Genomic DNA, 15,987 nt, shown 5'->3' with positions numbered 1-15,987 from the left:
AGAACAGCGTCATGAAGGAAGACGTCGCGAAGGACGTCCCGACGGGTGATGCCACGCTGCCCGCTCCGCGCGCGGCCACGGACGGCGGCTCCGACGAGCCGTTGCTGGTGGTCGAGAAACTGGTCAAGCACTTCCCGGTCAAGGGCGGCTTCCCGATCCGGCGCACCATCGGCGCCGTACAGGCCGTGGACGGCATCGACCTGACCGTGCACGTGGGCGAGAGCTTCGGCCTCGTCGGCGAGTCGGGCTGCGGCAAGTCGACGACGGGCCGGCTGATCACCCGGCTCCTCGAACCCACCGGCGGCCGGATCAGCTACCGCGGCCAGGACATCAGCCACGCCAGCCGAAGGCAGTTGGCGCCGGTCCGCTCCGAGATCCAGATGATCTTCCAGGACCCGTACTCGTCGCTGAACCCGCGGCAGACGGTTGGCAAGATCATCTCGGGCCCGATGGAGGTCAACGGGATCAACCCGAAGGGCGGCCGGGAGAAGCGTGTCCGCGAGCTGCTGGAGACGGTCGGTCTCAACCCGGAGCACTACAACCGCTTCCCGCACGAGTTCTCCGGCGGCCAGCGCCAGCGCATCGGGGTGGCCCGCGCGCTCGCCCTGGAGCCGAAGCTGATCGTCGCGGACGAGCCGGTCTCCGCCCTGGACGTCTCCATCCAGGCGCAGGTCGTCAACCTCCTCCAGCAGGTGCAGAGGGAGATGGGCATCGCGTTCCTGTTCATCGCCCACGACCTGGCGGTGGTACGGCACTTCTCGCAGCGCGTCGCGGTCATGTACCTCGGCAAGGTGATCGAGGTCGGCGACCGGGAATCGATCTACACCCGGCCCCGGCACCCCTACACGCACGCCCTGCTGTCCGCGGTCCCCGAGGTCGAACTGGACGGGACGGGCGAGGCCCGGCGCGAGCGGATCCGGCTGGCGGGCGACGTGCCGTCGCCGATCTCTCCTCCGTCCGGCTGCCGGTTCCGCACCCGCTGCTGGAAGGCGCAGGACAAGTGCGCCCAGGAGGAGCCGCCGCTCGTCCGGCTCGGAGGCAACTCCGACGGCCATCTGACGGCCTGCCACTTCCCGGAGGAGCCGTCGGTCGCCGCGCGGGCGGAGGACATCGTCCTCGACCCCGCGCTGGCCGCGCTGGAGAAGGACGACCTGGGGAGCGCCGAGTAGCGCCACAGGGGGCACACAGAGCGCGAGGCACCCCTCCGGTGCCTGGGCGGTGCCCGGCCGCACGGCCGGGCACCGCCCTTCTTCGTCTCAGACGGCGTCGGCGACGGTGATGATCTCGGGGGAGCGGGGGGACAGCGGCTCCCGGCCCCAGTCCCCGTACTGCTCCCGCACGACGAACCCGGCGTCCCCGAGTAACCCGGACAGCGCCTCCGCCCCCAGGAACCGCAGGGTGCTGCGACTGACCTGGGGCCGCTCCCAGTCCGGGTGCTCGAACGTCTCGCTGAACGTGACCCGGTCCCCGAGCACGGGCCCCTCCACCCGGTTACTGACCCGCACGACGCCCCCGCGCGTGTCACCCACCTCGCGCGCCCGGTCGGGCGTCCACGTCTCCCACGCCCGCGCGGCGGGATGGCGCGTCTCGAACACGAACCGGCCCCCGTCCCGGAGAGCCTGCCGTACGGCGGCCAGCGCGGTGCGCACCTCGTCGTCGCCGAGAAGCACCTGGAACGCGTGCCCCGTCATCACCACGAGGTCGAACTCCCGCTCCCAGCGCGCCGATCCGAGATCCCCGAGCACCCACTCGGCGGCGGCCCGCCGGCGCGCCTGCACCAGCATGGCCGCGGCGGGATCGAGCCCGCACAACCGCCCCCCGTGCCCGGCCTCCCGGGCTCTCGCCAACAGCCGCCCCGTCCCGCACCCGACATCGAGCACGGACCGCGCGGACATCACCAGGTCCAGATAGAAGTCGTCGCCGGCCCCCCACGGATTGAGCTGGTCGTACAGGGCGGCGAGCGACACGTCACTGAACGAACGATCAGCCATCGGAGCAGTCTCTCAGCCAACGGGTCCGTCCGAAACAGTGATCACCAAGGAATCCAGCGCTCAAGTAGGTGAAGATTCAGCAAGGTTGGAGGGGCGGGGCGGCGGGGGCGTCGACCGGACGCGCCCGGGACTGAACCATCTCGCCCTGTGCGTACCGAGCCGTGCCGAGCTCGACGCCCTTGTCGGTGAAGCATCCGCCTTCGGCTGGACCCTGCTCTTCCCGGACCGTCACCCGTACGCGGGTGGGCCCGGCCACTGCGCCGCGTACCTGGAGGACACCGACGGCTTCGAGGTCGAGCTGGTGGTACGGGGAGTCAGCGGATGATCCGGTCGCCGAGCGTCCGGAGGTCGCGTACGTCGTCGTCGGACAGGATCGTTCCGCGCAGGTGGTAGGCCATGGCGCGACCGTCCGCCCGGGGTCGCCCGAGCCCGGCAAGTGCGCTCGTCCGGCGCCCGGTTAATCGGTCGACATCGCCCGGCCCGACCGGGATGCTTCACCCCGATGACTTCGACTTCGCAGACACGTACGGACACGCCCGCGGCCTGGGACGAGCGCACCCAGCTGACCACCTTCCTCGACTACGCCCGCGCCACCGCCCGCGCCAAGTGCGAGGGACTCTCCGAGGAGGACGCCCGCAAGGCGCCGCTGCCCGGGTCCCCGCTGATGACCCTCAGCGGGGTCGTGAACCACCTGCGCTGGGTGGAGTACTACTGGTTCCAGGTCGTCTTCCTCGGCGAGGAGGACAAGGGGCCCTGGACGGACGAGGACCCCGACCGCGAGATGCGCATCGCCGTCGACATCCCGTCGGCCGAGATCCTCGACGCGTACGAGGAACAGAGCGCGCGCTACCGCGAGTTGGTCGCCGCGCACGACCTCGACGCGAAGGCCGAGCGGACGATCCGTGACGGCCGGCACGTCGATCTCCGCTGGATCCTGCTGCACCTCGTGGAGGAGACGTCGCGGCACAACGGCCACATCGACATCCTGCGCGAACTGGCCGACGGCCGGACCGGAGACTAGATCATGGGAGAGACAGGGGCGTTGAACCCGACCATCCGCACCATCACCTTCGACTGCACCGGCGACCCGTACGATCTCGGGCTGTTCTGGAGCGAGTTGCTCGGCCGTCCGCTCGCCGACGACGACAAGCCGGGTGATCCCGAGGCGGTGATCACCGACGCGTCCGGCGGCCCGACCCTGCTGTTCGTGCACGTCGAGGAGGGCAAGTCGGCCAAGAACCGCGTCCACCTCGATCTGGAGCCGCACGGCCGGACCCGTGCCGCGGAGGTCGAGCGTGCCGTCGCCCTCGGCGCCCGCCGGATCGCCGACCACACCCGCCCGGACGGCGGTGGCTGGGTCGTCCTCGCGGATCCGGAGGGGAACGAGTTCTGCGTGGAGCGGGGCGAGTTGGGCTGAGGCCCGCGCCCGCGGGCGGGACGCCCTCGGGGTCCCGGCCCGCGAAGAAGGCCCGCACCCTGGAGGGCGCGGGCCTTCGTTCCCCTGGAACAGGACGTTCGTGGGCTCGGGTCAATGGGCCGGTGAAGGTCGGTTCCGAAAGGGGGCGGCTGACGAATTGGGGTGTGTCAGACCGCCGCCTCGGGGTCCTTGGAGAAACGCGGGGCCGGAACGGTCCCCGTCGTCTCCGGGTAGTGGCAGGCCGTCAGGTGACCGGCGTTGCTGCCCGAGATCTGCACCAGCGGCGGAGCCTCGGAGGCGCACTTGTCCGTCGCCTTCCAGCAGCGGGTGCGGAACCGGCAGCCCGACGGCGGGTTGAGCGGCGAGGGCACGTCACCCTTGAGCAGGATGCGCTCGCGGGCCGGGACGTCGTCCGCGGTCGCCTCGGGCACGGCCGACATCAGCGCGCGGGTGTACGGGTGACGCGGGTTGTCGTACAGGTCCTCGCGGTTGGCGATCTCGACGATCTTCCCGAGGTACATGACCGCGACGCGCTGCGAGAAGTGCCGCACGATCGCGAGGTCGTGGGCGATGAACAGGAACGCGATCCCCAGGTCCTTCTGCAGCTCCTGGAGCAGGTTGACGACCTGCGCCTGGATGGAGACGTCGAGGGCGGAGACGGGCTCGTCCGCGACGATCAGCTTGGGCTCCAGGGCGAGCGCGCGGGCGACACCGATGCGCTGGCGCTGGCCGCCGGAGAACTCGTGCGGGAAGCGGTTGTAGTGCTCGGGGTTGAGACCGACCGTCTCCAGGAGTTCGCGGACGCGCTTCTCCTGGCCGCCCTTCGGGTTGATCCCGTTGATCTCCATCGGGCCCGAGATGATCTTGCCGACCGTCTGCCGCGGGTTCAGCGAGGCGTACGGGTCCTGGAAGATCATCTGGATCTCGGAGCGGACCGGCGCCAGCTGCTTGCGGCCGGCGTGCGTGATGTCCTGGCCGCGGTAGCTGATCCGGCCGCCGGTGGGTTCGAGGAGCCGGGTGATCAGCCGGCCCGTCGTCGACTTGCCGCAGCCCGACTCGCCGACCAGACCGAGGCTCTCGCCCTCGGCCACCTGGAAGTCGAGACCGTCGACGGCCTGCACCGCGCCGATCTTCCGCTTGAAGGGGAAGCCTCCCATCACCGGGAAGTGCTTGGTCAGCCCGGTGACGTCCAGGAGGGGGTTCGTGTTGCTCATGATCGTGAAGTCCCGTCTCAGTTACGTCAGTGCGACCGGGTCGCGGCGAGGTCGGCGAAGTATTCCTGGCGCTGGTCCGCCGTGAGGTGGCAGGCGGCACCGCGCCCGTCCGTGACCTGGAGCAGCGGCTGCTCGGTGGAGCAGAGCGCGCCCTCGACCTTCTCCTTGAAGGTGCACCGCGGGTGGAAGCGGCAGCCGGACGGCGGGTTCAGCAGCGACGGCGGCGAACCGGGGATCGGCGACAGCGGTACGTCGACCGGTCCGTCCAGGCTCGGCATCGAGCCCAGCAGACCCCAGGTGTACGGGTGCTGCGGCGCCCGCAGCACCTCCTTCTTGGTCCCGCGCTCCACGCACCGGCCGCCGTACATCACGAGCACGTCGTCCGCGATGTCGGCGATGACACCGAGGTCGTGGGTGATGAAGATGATCGCGGTGCCGAACTCCTGCTGGAGGTCCTTCAGCAGGTCCATGATCTGCGCCTGCACGGTCACGTCGAGCGCGGTGGTCGGCTCGTCCGCGATGAGCAGCTCGGGGTCGCAGACCAGCGCCATGGCGATCATCGCGCGCTGGCGCATACCGCCGGAGAACTGGTGCGGGTAGTCGTCCACGCGCATGTCCGGCTGCGGGATGCCCACGCGGCGCAGCATCTCGATCGCCCGGTCCCGGGCCTCCTTCTTGGAGGCACCGGTGTGCTTGCGGTACGTCTCACTGATCTGCTTGCCGATGGTGTGGTACGGCGACAGCGAGGCCAGCGCGTCCTGGAAGATCATCGACATCTTGTTGCCGCGCAGCCGCTCCATCTCCCGCTCGGAGGCGGTCAGCAGCTCCTTGCCGTCGAGCAGGATCTCGCCGTCGATGGCGGTGCGGTCGCGGTCGTGCAGGCCGAGGATCGTCAGGTTCGTGACGGACTTGCCGGAGCCCGACTCGCCCACGATGCCGAGCGTCTTGCCCTTGGCCAGGTCGAAGGTGAGACCGTCGACGGCCTTGACGACGCCGTCTTCGGTGGAGAAGTGAACCTTCAGATCCCTGACGGACAGGAAGGGCTGCTGATCGGTGCTCGTCACGGGGACGCTCCTGAGGGGGGTGATGCCGGGGTTGCTGTCGGGGGCGGGGTGCCCGGGGTCAGGCGAGCCGGATCCGCGGGTCGATGAGGGCGTACACGGCGTCGACGATGATGTTGAAGAACACGATCGCGCCGGCGGACAGGACGGTGACACCGAGCAGCATGGGCAGGTCGCTCTTGCTCACGGAGTCCACCGCGAGGCGGCCGATGCCCTGGATGCTGAAGACCGACTCGGTGATGATCGCGCCACCGATCAGGGTGCCCAGGTCGATGCCGAAGACCGTGACGATGGGGCCCATCGCACCGCGCCAGGCGAACCGGAAGAAGACGTTCGCACGGGAGAGGCCCTTGGCGCGGGCGGTGCGGACGTAATCCTCACTGAGCTGCTCGACGAGCTGCGAGCGGGTCATACGCGTGTAGTTGGCGGTGAAGATGATCGCCAGCGTCAGCCAGGGCAGCAGCATTCCGGAGAACCAGCTGACCGGGTCCTCGGTGAGCGGCGTGTACGAGGGCTGCGAGAACAGGTGGACCTTGGAGACCAGGAAGAACATCGCGACGTAGCCGACGAAGTAGATCTGGAGCGAGGAGCCGAACAGCGAGGCGGAGCTGGCGAACTTGTCCAGGAACTTGCCCTGCTTGAGAGCGGCCAGCATGCCCGCGCCGATACCGAAGATCAGGAAGACCACGGCCGCGCCGAAGGCGAGCGAGAGGGTCGTCGGCAGGCGGTCCAGGATCGTGCCGAGGACGGGCTCGCGGTTGGCGAAGGAGTAGCCGAGGCAGGGCGCGTTGCAGTTGCCGAAGCTGCCGTAGTCGCGCCCGACGAACACGCCCTTGAGCCAGTCCCAGTACTGCACGGGGATCGGGTGGTCGATGCCCAGGTTGTGCCGGATCTGCGCGAGCATGTCGGGCGTGCAGTTCTTGCCGCAGGACATCATCGCCGGGTCACGCGGGATGGCGTAGAAGAGGCCGAAGGTGATGGCACTGATGATCAGCAGGATGACCAGTGCGCCGAGGACTCGGCGGATGAGGAAGCGGGGCATGGGGGCGTGACTTTCCGGACGGGGCGCCGTCGCCGGGGCGTGAAGGGGGGTGGGCCTGAGGGGGCGGCCGGGCGAACGGCCGCCCCCTTGGGTCGTACGGCTTACTTCATCGCGTAGAGCTTGGTGAGCGCGATGCAGGTGTTGCCGCTGTCGTAGATGACGTTTCCGACCTTGGATCCGTACATCCAGTTACGGATCGAGTGGTAGTCCGGGACCACGGCGGAGGTCTCCATGATCTGGCGGTCCACGTCGCCCCAGGCCTTGTTCGCGGCCTTGGCGTCGGTGATCTTGGCGGCGGCGTCGATCGCCTTGTTGATGCTCGGGTCGTTCAGCTGTGCGTAGTTGCTGCGGCCGTCGCCGATGTTCTTGCCGCTCCAGCAGGGGTAGAAGACGGAGTAGCCGTTCGGCCAGTCCGGGCTCCAGCCCGCCGCGAACAGGTCGAAGTCGTTGTCGACCTTGCCGATCTGGGTGTAGAAGGTCGACTTGTCGATCTGCTGGTTGACGACCTCGAAGCCGGCGGCCTCCAGGGCGTTCTTGATCGCGACGGCCTGCTTCTGGGCGTTGTCCGACTGCTGGTACGCGATGACCAGCTTCTGGCCGACCTTGCCGGCCTCCTTCAGGAGCGCCTTGGCCTTGGCCGGGTCGCCACCGGGCTTCTTGGTCACGCCGTACAGGTCGAACTTCTGGTAACCCGGGGTCACGGGCGAGAGGACCGTGGTGGCCAGCTCGCTGGTGGAGGCGCCACCGCGGATCGTCTGGAGCTGCTGGTGCGGCCAGGCCCAGTTGATGGCCTGACGGACCTTGACGTCCTTGACGCGGGTCATGTTGATCGGCCAGTAGTACGTGACCGTGTCGACCTCGGTGAGGACGCGCTTCTTCAGCTTGGCGTTGGTGAGCACCTGGGCGATGCGCTCGGGCGCGACCTCGTTGAAGATGGCCATCGCGTGCTGGTCCTTGCCGGAGTCCGCGATGAAGCGGTCCGTGGCGGCCAGCGGCTGGAAGCCGAACTGGAAGACGAACTGCTCCGGGTAGTTGTTGCGGATCGAGTCCGTCGCCGGGTCCCAGTGCTCGTTGCGCACGTAGGTGAGCGACTTGCCGATGCTGCGGCTGCCGATCTTGTACGGGCCCGAGGCGAAGGGACGCTTGTCGTACTTCTCCTTCGTGTCGTGCTTCTTGTTCACCAGTCCGTAGCCGGGCATGGCGAGCGTGAAGTTGAAGTCGGCACGCGCCTCGTTGAGGTGGAACGTGACCGTCTTGCCGTCGATCTCGATGGAGTCGAGCTTCTTGCCGCTGTAGGGGCCCTTGTACTTGTCGCCGCCGACCAGCCACTGCTGGACGTAGCGGGGACCCTCGGTGACGAAGGAGGCGAAGAGGCGCTCGAAGGTGTGGCGGAGGTCGTCACCCGTGATGTCCGAGCCGTCCTCCCACTTCAGACCGTCCTTCAGCGTGAAGGTCCAGGTCTTGCCGCCGTCCTTCGTGGTGCCGGCGTCCGTGGCCGCGTCACCGACGAGGGTGGCGCCACCCTTGTTGTCGATCTTGTAGCCGGTGAGTCCACGCAGGATCGGCCGGGTGATGGCGCCCTCGGTCGAGACGTAGATCTGGGCCGGGTCCAGGTGGTCCATGTCGAACTGGTCGAGCGAGTAGATCGTCCCGCCCTTGACCGCTCCCGGGACCTCCGGCGCGGGGCCGGTGGAGTCGGCCTTCGTACCGACCAGGATCTCCTGGGTCTTGGAGCCGCTGACCGAGGGGACCTTGCGGCCCGACTTGTTGTCGCTGCCGCCGCCACAGGCGGTCAGCACGGACGACGAGGCCGCGACCACGCCGGTCGCGATCAGGAAGTTTCTACGGGAGAAAGACATGGAGAATCCTGCCTTATAGGGACGATCGAGACGGATGATCCGGCCGCACGACACTGAACCGGCCGGGTGGAGCTGTGGTGGCTACCGCTTGGACTTCGGGTCGAGCGCGTCGCGCACCGAATCGCCGAGCAGGTTGAAGGCGAGGACGAAGATCACCATGGACAGGCCCGGGAAGAGCATGAAGGTGAGGTCCTCGGTGTAGAACTGGGCGCCGCGCTGGATCATGACGCCCCAGTCCGGGGTCGGGTCGATGATGCCGACGCCGAGGAAGGCCAGGCCCGCCTCCGCGGTCACGTACGCCGGGAGCATCAGGGTGGACTGGATGATGATCGGAGTCCACAGGTTGGGCAGCAGCTCCTTGAACACGATCCGCCGCGAGGAGGCGCCGGTGACCTTGGCGGCCTCGATGTACTCGCGTTCACGGAGGCCGAGGACCTGGCCGCGCAGCAGACGCGCGATGGAGGCCCAGCCGAAGCCGGAGAGGACCACGATCAGGGAGATGGCCCGCAGCGAGGTGGGGATGTTCTCGTCGGGGGCGACGAAGAGGCCGTAGACCACCGGCATGAAGGCGATGAAGAACAGCGTCGAGGGGAACGACAGCAGGATGTCGATGACCCGGCCGACGAAGTAGTCGGTGCGGCCGCCGAGGTAGCCCGCGGTGACACCGACGATGACGCCGACGATCGTGGTGACCAGGGTCGCCGCGACGGCGATGCCCAGGGAGGTGCGGATGCCGTAGAGCAGGAAGGTGAAGACGTCCCGGCCCAGCTGGGGCTCGATGCCGAACCAGAACTCCGAGCTCATCCCGCCGTTGGCGCCGGCCGGGTAGGAGAAGGCGTCGAGGAGTTCCGGGCGCTCGCTCGCGTAGGTCGTGTACGGGTTCTTCCCGTACAGCTTGGCTATGAGCGGGGCCAGAATCGCGATCGCAAAGAAAAAGATCACGATGTACGCGGATATGACACCGGTGCGGTCACGCTTGAACCGCTTCCAGGCGAGTCGTCCCGGGGAGCGACTCTCCGAGCCCTTGGGGTTCATGGACGAATCCGGGATCGATCCGATCTCGTCGGTCACCTCAAGCGATGCGGCCGCGGAAGGAGTGGGGAGTGTCATGGTGCTCCATGCCCGATGGGGTCAACGGCATCCGCAGGGCGCTCCCTACGGGCTACGCCGGACTTTTTCAACGCAATTCATGCAAGGTCAATAAAATCTCGGTCGCCTTGGGTTTCTCTTTACTCTCTTTACCTCCACTTGACTGGAACGTAACTACGCGGGTAGCGCACTGTGGCCGTTCCGTGTCCAGATTCGGACCAACTGCGCGAAACGGTCAATGAGTTCGATAACCGGACGGTGGAGTCTCGGAATGCGTACATGTGGTGCGCGCAAATGAACGGTTCGGCATCGAACGGTGTAGATCCATTGCGCTGATCTTCAAGATCCTTTGCTGGATCTTTCTGACGCCGCGTCCGGAGCGCCTCCTCCCGGATTCGGTCCAGATCCATCCGGATCGATCCATCCGGATGGAGTTGCCACCCGGAAGGGTGGAGTGAATGTGCGATACGGCTCATATGGACAGATATTGGGCCGTAAAGGCACGACGCACCGGAGCCGAACGCACGACCCCGGCGCCGGCGGCACAGCGCACTCTTGAGGAGGCACTCCATGCGTGGAGCCACGCACGCCAGATGGGCCGCATGTGCGGTGGCGGTAGCCCTCGCGGCGACCGCCTGCGGGGGCGGAGGGAGTGACAGCGGCGGCGGCGACGGCTCCGGCACGGTCAGTTCCTCCTGGGGCGACCCGCAGAACCCGCTCGAACCGGCCAACACCAACGAGGTGCAGGGCGGCAAGGTCCTCGACATGATCTTCCGCGGGCTGAAGCGGTACAACGCCAAGACCGGCGCCGCCGAGGACATGCTCGCCGACAAGATCGAGACCACCGATTCGCAGAACTTCACGATCACGATCAAGAGCGGCTGGAAGTTCAGCAACGGCGAGACGGTCACCGCCCAGTCCTTCGTGGACGCCTGGAACTACGGCGCCAGCCTGAAGAACAACCAGAAGAACGCGTACTTCTTCGGCTACATCGACGGCTACGACAAGGTCCACCCCGAGTCGGGCAGCCAGAGCGCCGACACGCTCTCGGGGCTGAAGGTGACCGGCACGAACACCTTCACCGTCAAGCTCAACCAGAAGTTCTCGACCTTCCCGGACACCCTCGGTTACGCGGCCTACTCGCCGCTGCCCAAGGCGTTCTTCGACGACCACGCGGCCTGGGTGCAGAAGCCGGTCGGCAACGGCCCCTACACCATCAGCTCGTACACCAAGGGCTCGCAGATGTCCCTGGTGAAGTGGGACGACTACTCCGGGGACGACAAGGCGCAGAACGGCGGCGTGAACCTCAAGGTCTACACGGACAACAACACCGCCTACAACGACCTCCTCGCCGGCAACCTCGACCTCGTCGACGACGTGCCCGCGGCCCAGCTCAAGAACGCCAAGAGCGACCTGTCCGGCCGGTACATCAACACCCCGGCCGGCATCATCCAGACGCTCGCCTTCCCCTTCTACGACAAGAAGTGGAACACCAGCGGCGCCAAGAAGGTCCGGCAGGGTCTCTCCATGGCGATCAACCGCCAGCAGATCACCGACACGATCTTCCAGAAGACGCGCACGCCCGCCAGCGACTGGACGTCACCGGTGCTCGGCGAGAAGGGCGGCTTCCAGAAGGGCCTGTGCGGCGACTCCTGCGACTACAACCCGAGCCAGGCCAAGAAGCTGGTCCAGGAGGGCGGCGGCCTGCCCGGCGGCCAGGTCAAGATCAGCTACAACGCGGACACCGGCTCCCACAAGGAGTGGGTCGACGCCGTCTGCAACTCCATCAACAACGCCCTCGGCAACAACAAGGCGTGCGTCGGCAACCCGATCGGCACCTTCGCCGACTTCCGCAACCAGATCGGGCAGCACAAGATGCCCGGTCCGTTCCGGGCCGGCTGGCAGATGGACTACCCGCTGATCCAGAACTTCCTGCAGCCGCTGTACTACACGAACGCCTCCTCCAACGACGGCCAGTGGACCAACAAGGACTTCGACAACCTCGTCAACCAGGCGAACGCGGAGACCGACACCGGCAAGGCCGTCAAGCTCTTCCAGCAGGCCGAGGGCGTCGTGCGGGACAACATGGCCGCCATCCCGCTCTGGTACCAGAACGGCAGCGCCGGCTACTCGGACAAGGTCTCGAACGTGGCGCTCAACCAGTTCAGCGTCCCGGTCTACAACGAGATCACCGTCAACTGAGCCGCCCGGGGCGGGCCCGCCGCGCGGGCCCGCCCCACTACCTCCGGAGCACTCATGGGACGGTATGTCATCCGGCGTCTGCTGCAGATGATCCCGGTCTTCATCGGCGCCACACTGCTCATCTTCCTGATGGTCAACGTGATGGGCGACCCCATCGCGGGCCTGTGCGGCGACCGGCAGTGCGACCCCGCCACGGCCGCCCAGCTGCGCACGGAGTTCGGCCTCGACAAGCCCCTGTGGCAGCAGTACCTGACCTACCTGGGCAACATCTTCACCGGCGACTTCGGCACCGCGTTCAACGGACAACCGGTCATCGAACTGATGAAGTCCGCGTTCCCGGTCACCATCCGGCTGACGATCATCGCGATCCTCTTCGAGATCATCATCGGCATCACGCTCGGCGTCATCACCGGCCTGCGCCGCGGCCGGCCCGTCGACACCGGTGTCCTGCTGCTGACCCTCGTCGTCATCTCCGTGCCGACCTTCGTCACCGGCCTGCTGCTCCAGCTGCTCCTCGGCGTCGAATGGGGCTGGATCAAACCGTCGGTCTCCCCCGAGGCCACCTTCGGCGAGCTGATCGTGCCGGGCCTGGTGCTCGCGTCGGTGTCCCTCGCCTACGTGACCCGGCTGACCCGTACCTCCATCGCGGAGAACCGGCGGTCCGACTACGTCCGCACGGCCGTCGCCAAGGGCCTGCCGCGGCGCCGGGTGACCATCCGGCACCTGCTGCGCAACTCGCTGATCCCCGTCGTCACTTTCATCGGCACCGACATCGGCGCGCTGATGGGCGGCGCGATCGTCACCGAGCGGATCTTCAACATCCACGGTGTCGGCTACCAGCTCTACCAGGGGATCGTCCGCCAGAGCACCCAGACCGTCGTCGGCTTCGTGACCGTACTCGTCCTCGTCTTCCTGGTCGCCAACCTCCTCGTCGACCTCCTGTACGCCGTACTCGACCCGAGGATCCGCTATGCCTGAGCAGCCGCCGTACGAGGAACAGCCACACCACGGCCCCGAGGGCCCTCCCAAGGAGGACCTCGCCATCGCCGGGACGGGCTTCGGCGGCCCGATGGACCTCGGGACCAGCGAGGCGGAGACCCTGGAGCGGACACCCGGCGGCCCCGAGGGCACCGGACCGCGGGAGAAGCCGCGCTCGCTGTGGTCCGACGCCTGGCGGGACCTGCGCCGCAACCCCGTCTTCATCATCTCGGGGCTCGTCATCCTCTTCCTGGTCGTCATCTCCATCTGGCCCGGACTGATCACCTCCCAGAGCCCGCTCCAGTGCGACCTCTCCAAGGCCCAGGAGGGCTCCCAGCCCGGACACCCCTTCGGCTTCGACGGCCAGGGCTGCGACGTCTACACCCGGACGGTCTACGGCACCCGGATCTCCATCAGCGTCGGTGTGCTCGCCACGCTCGGGGTCGCGATCCTCGGCTCGCTGCTCGGCGGGCTCGCGGGCTTCTACGGCGGGATCAGCGACTCCCTGCTCTCCCGGCTCACCGACATCTTCTTCGCCATCCCCGTCGTCCTCGGCGGTCTGGTCCTGCTGTCCGTGGTGACCAGCAACACGATCTGGCCGGTGGTCGGCTTCATGGTGCTGCTCGGCTGGCCGCAGATCTCCCGTATCGCGCGCGGCTCCGTCATCACCACCAAGCAGAACGACTACGTCCAGGCGGCCCGCGCCCTCGGCGCCTCCAACTCCCGCCTGCTGCTGCGGCACATCAGCCCGAACGCGGTCGCCCCCGTCATCGTCGTGGCGACCATCGCACTCGGCACGTACATCTCCCTGGAGGCGACCCTGTCCTACCTGGGCGTCGGTCTGAAGCCCCCCACGGTCAGCTGGGGGATCGACATCTCCTCCGCCTCCGCGTACATCCGCCAGGCCCCGCACATGCTGCTGTGGCCGGCCGGCGCGCTCGCGATCACCGTGCTCGCGTTCATCATGCTCGGCGACGCGGTGCGCGACGCCCTCGACCCGAAGCTGAGGTGACCGACGTGCTGCTCGAAGTGCGCGACCTGCACGTGGAGTTCCGGACCCGGGACGGAGTCGCCAAGGCCGTCAACGGGGTCGACTACAGCGTCGACGAGGGCGAGACGCTCGCCGTCCTCGGCGAGTCCGGCTCCGGCAAGTCGGTGACCGCCCAGGCCATCATGGGCATCCTCGACACACCGCCCGGGAAGATCACCGGCGGCGAGATCCTCTTCCAGGGCCGCGACCTGCTGAAGCTCAAGGAGGAGGAGCGGCGCAAGGTGCGGGGCGCCGAGATGGCGATGATCTTCCAGGACGCGCTGTCGTCCCTGAACCCCGTGCTCAGCGTCGGTGAACAGCTCGGCGAGATGTTCACCGTGCACCGCGGGATGTCCCGCAAGGAGGCCCGCTCCAAGGCGATCGAGCTGATGGAGCGGGTGCGCATCCCGGCCGCCGCCGAGCGCGTGCGCGACTATCCGCACCAGTTCTCCGGCGGTATGCGCCAGCGCATCATGATCGCCATGGCGCTGGCCCTGGAGCCCGCCCTGATCATCGCGGACGAGCCGACCACCGCGCTCGACGTCACGGTGCAGGCCCAGGTGATGGACCTGCTCGCCGAGCTCCAGCGCGAACTCGGCATGGGGCTCATCCTCATCACCCACGACCTCGGCGTGGTCGCCGACGTCGCCGACCGCATCGCGGTGATGTACGCGGGACGGATCGTCGAGACGGCACCGGTCCACGACATCTACAAGGCGCCCGCCCACCCCTACACGAAGGGGCTGCTGGACTCGATCCCGCGCCTCGACCAGAAGGGGTCCGAGCTCTACGCGATCAAGGGACTGCCGCCCAACCTGATGCACATCCCGCCGGGCTGCGCCTTCAACCCGCGCTGTCCGATGGCCCAGGACATCTGCCGCACCGAGGTGCCGCCGCTCGCGGAGGTCGACGCGGACCGCGGGAGCGCCTGCTTCTTCTGGAGGGAATGCCTCGATGGCACAGACAGCCACTGAACCCCTGCTGGAGGTCAGCGGGCTGGTCAAGCACTACCCGCTCACCCAGGGAATCCTGTTCAGGAAGCAGGTCGGCGCGGTCAAGGCCGTCGACGGGGTGGACTTCGCCCTCGGACGCGGCGAGACACTCGGCATCGTCGGCGAGTCCGGCTGCGGCAAGTCGACGGTCGCCAAGATGCTGGTCAACCTGGAGAAGCCGACCGGCGGAACGATCAAGTACAAGGGCGAGGACATCACCCGGCTGTCCGGCCGGGCGCTCAAGGCCGTGCGCCGCAACATCCAGATGGTCTTCCAGGACCCGTACACCTCGCTCAACCCCCGGATGACCGTCGGCGACATCATCGGGGAGCCCTACGAGATCCATCCCGAGGTGGCTCCGAAGGGCGACCGCAGGAAGCGGGTCCAGGACCTGCTGGACGTGGTCGGGCTCAACCCCGAGTACATCAACCGCTATCCGCACCAGTTCTCCGGTGGCCAGCGCCAGCGCATCGGCATCGCCCGCGGCCTCGCGCTGCGACCCGAGATCATCGTCGCCGACGAACCCGTCTCCGCGCTCGACGTCTCCGTGCAGGCCCAGGTGATCAACCTGCTGGAGAAGCTCCAGGACGAGTTCGACCTCAGCTACGTCTTCATCGCGCACGACCTGTCGATCGTGCGGCACATCTCCGACCGGGTCGGGGTGATGTACCTCGGACGCATCGTCGAGACCGGCAGGGACGCCGAGATCTACGACCATCCGACGCACCCCTACACCCAGGCACTGCTCTCCGCCGTGCCCGTGCCGGACCCCGAGGCCCGGGAGCACCGGGAGCGGATCATCCTCTCCGGGGACGTGCCCTCGCCCGCGAACATCCCCTCGGGCTGCCGGTTCCGCACCCGCTGCTGGAAGGCGCAGGAGCGCTGCGCGCTGGAGGTGCCGCTGCTCGCGGTGCCGGCCGTGTTCCGGATCGGTGACAGTCCGGCCGCCCACGACTCCGCCTGTCACTTCGCCGAGGAGAAGCAGGTCGTCCCGCCGGAGGAGCCTCCCGGCGGGGTGGCATAACGGCATAAATGTGAGCGAACGTCGTTAACACACAGGCAACTTGGCGGAAGCGGTACCGATATACGGACACGCCAAGGTGAACACCGTA

The 15,987-nt window shown here is 67.8% G+C and carries 15 protein-coding genes; 9 read left to right on the top strand and 6 right to left on the bottom strand.

The annotated features are described in order from the left end of the window. Nucleotides 1–11 precede the first annotated feature (11 nt). Nucleotides 12–1,169 (top strand): dipeptide ABC transporter ATP-binding protein, encoded by a 1,158-nt coding sequence (locus tag AB0C62_RS16485; protein WP_362973652.1) that lies wholly within the window; start codon nt 12–14, stop codon nt 1,167–1,169. Between the two features lie 87 nt (nt 1,170–1,256). Here AB0C62_RS16485 and AB0C62_RS16480 read toward each other — a convergent pair whose 3' ends face one another. Continuing rightward, a complete protein-coding gene (locus tag AB0C62_RS16480; RefSeq protein ID WP_362973650.1) occupies nt 1,257–1,991 on the bottom strand; it encodes a methyltransferase domain-containing protein in 735 nt (244 codons plus the stop codon). Nucleotides 1,992–2,076: 85 nt separating this feature from the next. Between AB0C62_RS16480 and AB0C62_RS16475 the strand changes: the two genes are divergently transcribed. The 3 genes from AB0C62_RS16475 (at nt 2,077) to AB0C62_RS16465 (ending at nt 3,408) form a co-directional block, all read left to right on the top strand. Further along, nucleotides 2,077–2,316: a hypothetical protein gene (locus AB0C62_RS16475; RefSeq protein ID WP_362973648.1), complete on the top strand. Its 240-nt coding sequence runs from the start codon at nt 2,077–2,079 to the stop codon at nt 2,314–2,316. A 177-nt stretch (nt 2,317–2,493) separates the two neighbouring features. After that, on the top strand, nt 2,494–3,012 hold the full coding sequence (locus tag AB0C62_RS16470) for a DinB family protein (RefSeq protein ID WP_362973646.1): 519 nt from the start codon (nt 2,494–2,496) through the stop codon (nt 3,010–3,012). A 3-nt stretch (nt 3,013–3,015) separates the two neighbouring features. After that, the gene (locus tag AB0C62_RS16465) at nt 3,016–3,408 is read left to right on the top strand and encodes a VOC family protein (protein WP_362973645.1); all 393 of its coding nucleotides are present in this window, start codon (nt 3,016–3,018) and stop codon (nt 3,406–3,408) included. Nucleotides 3,409–3,575: 167 nt separating this feature from the next. Here the strand turns inward: AB0C62_RS16465 and AB0C62_RS16460 are convergent, their stop codons facing one another. The 5 genes from AB0C62_RS16460 to AB0C62_RS16440 all read right to left on the bottom strand — a co-directional run bounded on the left by AB0C62_RS16460 (nt 3,576) and on the right by AB0C62_RS16440 (nt 9,694). Further along, entirely contained in the window at nt 3,576–4,622 is a 1,047-nt protein-coding gene (locus tag AB0C62_RS16460; RefSeq protein WP_362973643.1) for a dipeptide ABC transporter ATP-binding protein, read from the bottom strand. 26 nt (nt 4,623–4,648) lie between these two features. Further along, nucleotides 4,649–5,686 carry an ABC transporter ATP-binding protein gene (locus AB0C62_RS16455; RefSeq protein WP_362973641.1) on the bottom strand — a complete coding sequence of 346 codons (1,038 nt, stop codon included), beginning with the start codon at nt 5,684–5,686 and terminating at the stop codon, nt 4,649–4,651. 58 nt (nt 5,687–5,744) lie between these two features. Next, nucleotides 5,745–6,725, bottom strand: a complete 981-nt coding sequence (locus tag AB0C62_RS16450) for an ABC transporter permease (protein ID WP_362973639.1) — start codon at nt 6,723–6,725, stop codon at nt 5,745–5,747. A 101-nt stretch (nt 6,726–6,826) separates the two neighbouring features. After that, nucleotides 6,827–8,584, bottom strand: coding sequence for an ABC transporter substrate-binding protein (locus AB0C62_RS16445; RefSeq protein WP_362973637.1), 1,758 nt, complete (start codon nt 8,582–8,584; stop codon nt 6,827–6,829). 81 nt (nt 8,585–8,665) lie between these two features. Next, on the bottom strand, nt 8,666–9,694 hold the full coding sequence (locus tag AB0C62_RS16440; protein ID WP_362973635.1) for an ABC transporter permease: 1,029 nt from the start codon (nt 9,692–9,694) through the stop codon (nt 8,666–8,668). A gap of 549 nt (nt 9,695–10,243) precedes the next feature. Here AB0C62_RS16440 and AB0C62_RS16435 point away from each other — a divergent pair. From AB0C62_RS16435 to AB0C62_RS16415, 5 genes are all read left to right on the top strand, one after another. Beyond that, nucleotides 10,244–11,875: an ABC transporter substrate-binding protein gene (locus AB0C62_RS16435; RefSeq protein WP_362973633.1), complete on the top strand. Its 1,632-nt coding sequence runs from the start codon at nt 10,244–10,246 to the stop codon at nt 11,873–11,875. Between the two features lie 54 nt (nt 11,876–11,929). After that, a complete protein-coding gene (locus tag AB0C62_RS16430; protein ID WP_362973631.1) occupies nt 11,930–12,853 on the top strand; it encodes an ABC transporter permease in 924 nt (307 codons plus the stop codon). 91 nt (nt 12,854–12,944) lie between these two features. Beyond that, the gene (locus tag AB0C62_RS16425) at nt 12,945–13,865 is read left to right on the top strand and encodes an ABC transporter permease (RefSeq protein WP_362973855.1); all 921 of its coding nucleotides are present in this window, start codon (nt 12,945–12,947) and stop codon (nt 13,863–13,865) included. Between the two features lie 5 nt (nt 13,866–13,870). After that, nucleotides 13,871–14,857: an ABC transporter ATP-binding protein gene (locus tag AB0C62_RS16420; RefSeq protein WP_362973629.1), complete on the top strand. Its 987-nt coding sequence runs from the start codon at nt 13,871–13,873 to the stop codon at nt 14,855–14,857. Next, the gene (locus tag AB0C62_RS16415) at nt 14,838–15,899 is read left to right on the top strand and encodes a dipeptide ABC transporter ATP-binding protein (protein WP_362973627.1); all 1,062 of its coding nucleotides are present in this window, start codon (nt 14,838–14,840) and stop codon (nt 15,897–15,899) included. Before AB0C62_RS16420 ends, AB0C62_RS16415 begins: the two co-directional genes overlap by 20 nt. Nucleotides 15,900–15,987: the final 88 nt, after the last annotated feature.

Origin of the sequence: Streptomyces sp. NPDC048643 (assembly GCF_040650615.1) — a bacterium.
Classification (GTDB): domain Bacteria; phylum Actinomycetota; class Actinomycetes; order Streptomycetales; family Streptomycetaceae; genus Streptomyces.
Note: the sequence above shows the minus strand (reverse complement) of the source record. Positions and strands in the feature narration are given on the sequence as shown.

Bases quoted from the DNA above. Each gene is read 5' to 3' on its own strand.
- AB0C62_RS16430 (WP_362973631.1), top strand. From the start codon at position 11,930: ATGGGACGGTATGTCATCCGGCGTCTGCTGCAGATGATCCCGGTCTTC.
- AB0C62_RS16445 (WP_362973637.1), bottom strand. From the start codon at position 8,584: ATGTCTTTCTCCCGTAGAAACTTCCTGATCGCGACCGGCGTGGTCGCG.
- AB0C62_RS16480 (WP_362973650.1), bottom strand. From the start codon at position 1,991: ATGGCTGATCGTTCGTTCAGTGACGTGTCGCTCGCCGCCCTGTACGAC.
- AB0C62_RS16440 (WP_362973635.1), bottom strand. From the start codon at position 9,694: ATGACACTCCCCACTCCTTCCGCGGCCGCATCGCTTGAGGTGACCGAC.
- AB0C62_RS16470 (WP_362973646.1), top strand. From the start codon at position 2,494: ATGACTTCGACTTCGCAGACACGTACGGACACGCCCGCGGCCTGGGAC.
- AB0C62_RS16435 (WP_362973633.1), top strand. From the start codon at position 10,244: ATGCGTGGAGCCACGCACGCCAGATGGGCCGCATGTGCGGTGGCGGTA.
- AB0C62_RS16425 (WP_362973855.1), top strand. From the start codon at position 12,945: ATGGACCTCGGGACCAGCGAGGCGGAGACCCTGGAGCGGACACCCGGC.
- AB0C62_RS16465 (WP_362973645.1), top strand. From the start codon at position 3,016: ATGGGAGAGACAGGGGCGTTGAACCCGACCATCCGCACCATCACCTTC.
- AB0C62_RS16460 (WP_362973643.1), bottom strand. From the start codon at position 4,622: ATGAGCAACACGAACCCCCTCCTGGACGTCACCGGGCTGACCAAGCAC.
- AB0C62_RS16415 (WP_362973627.1), top strand. From the start codon at position 14,838: ATGGCACAGACAGCCACTGAACCCCTGCTGGAGGTCAGCGGGCTGGTC.
- AB0C62_RS16485 (WP_362973652.1), top strand. From the start codon at position 12: ATGAAGGAAGACGTCGCGAAGGACGTCCCGACGGGTGATGCCACGCTG.
- AB0C62_RS16450 (WP_362973639.1), bottom strand. From the start codon at position 6,725: ATGCCCCGCTTCCTCATCCGCCGAGTCCTCGGCGCACTGGTCATCCTG.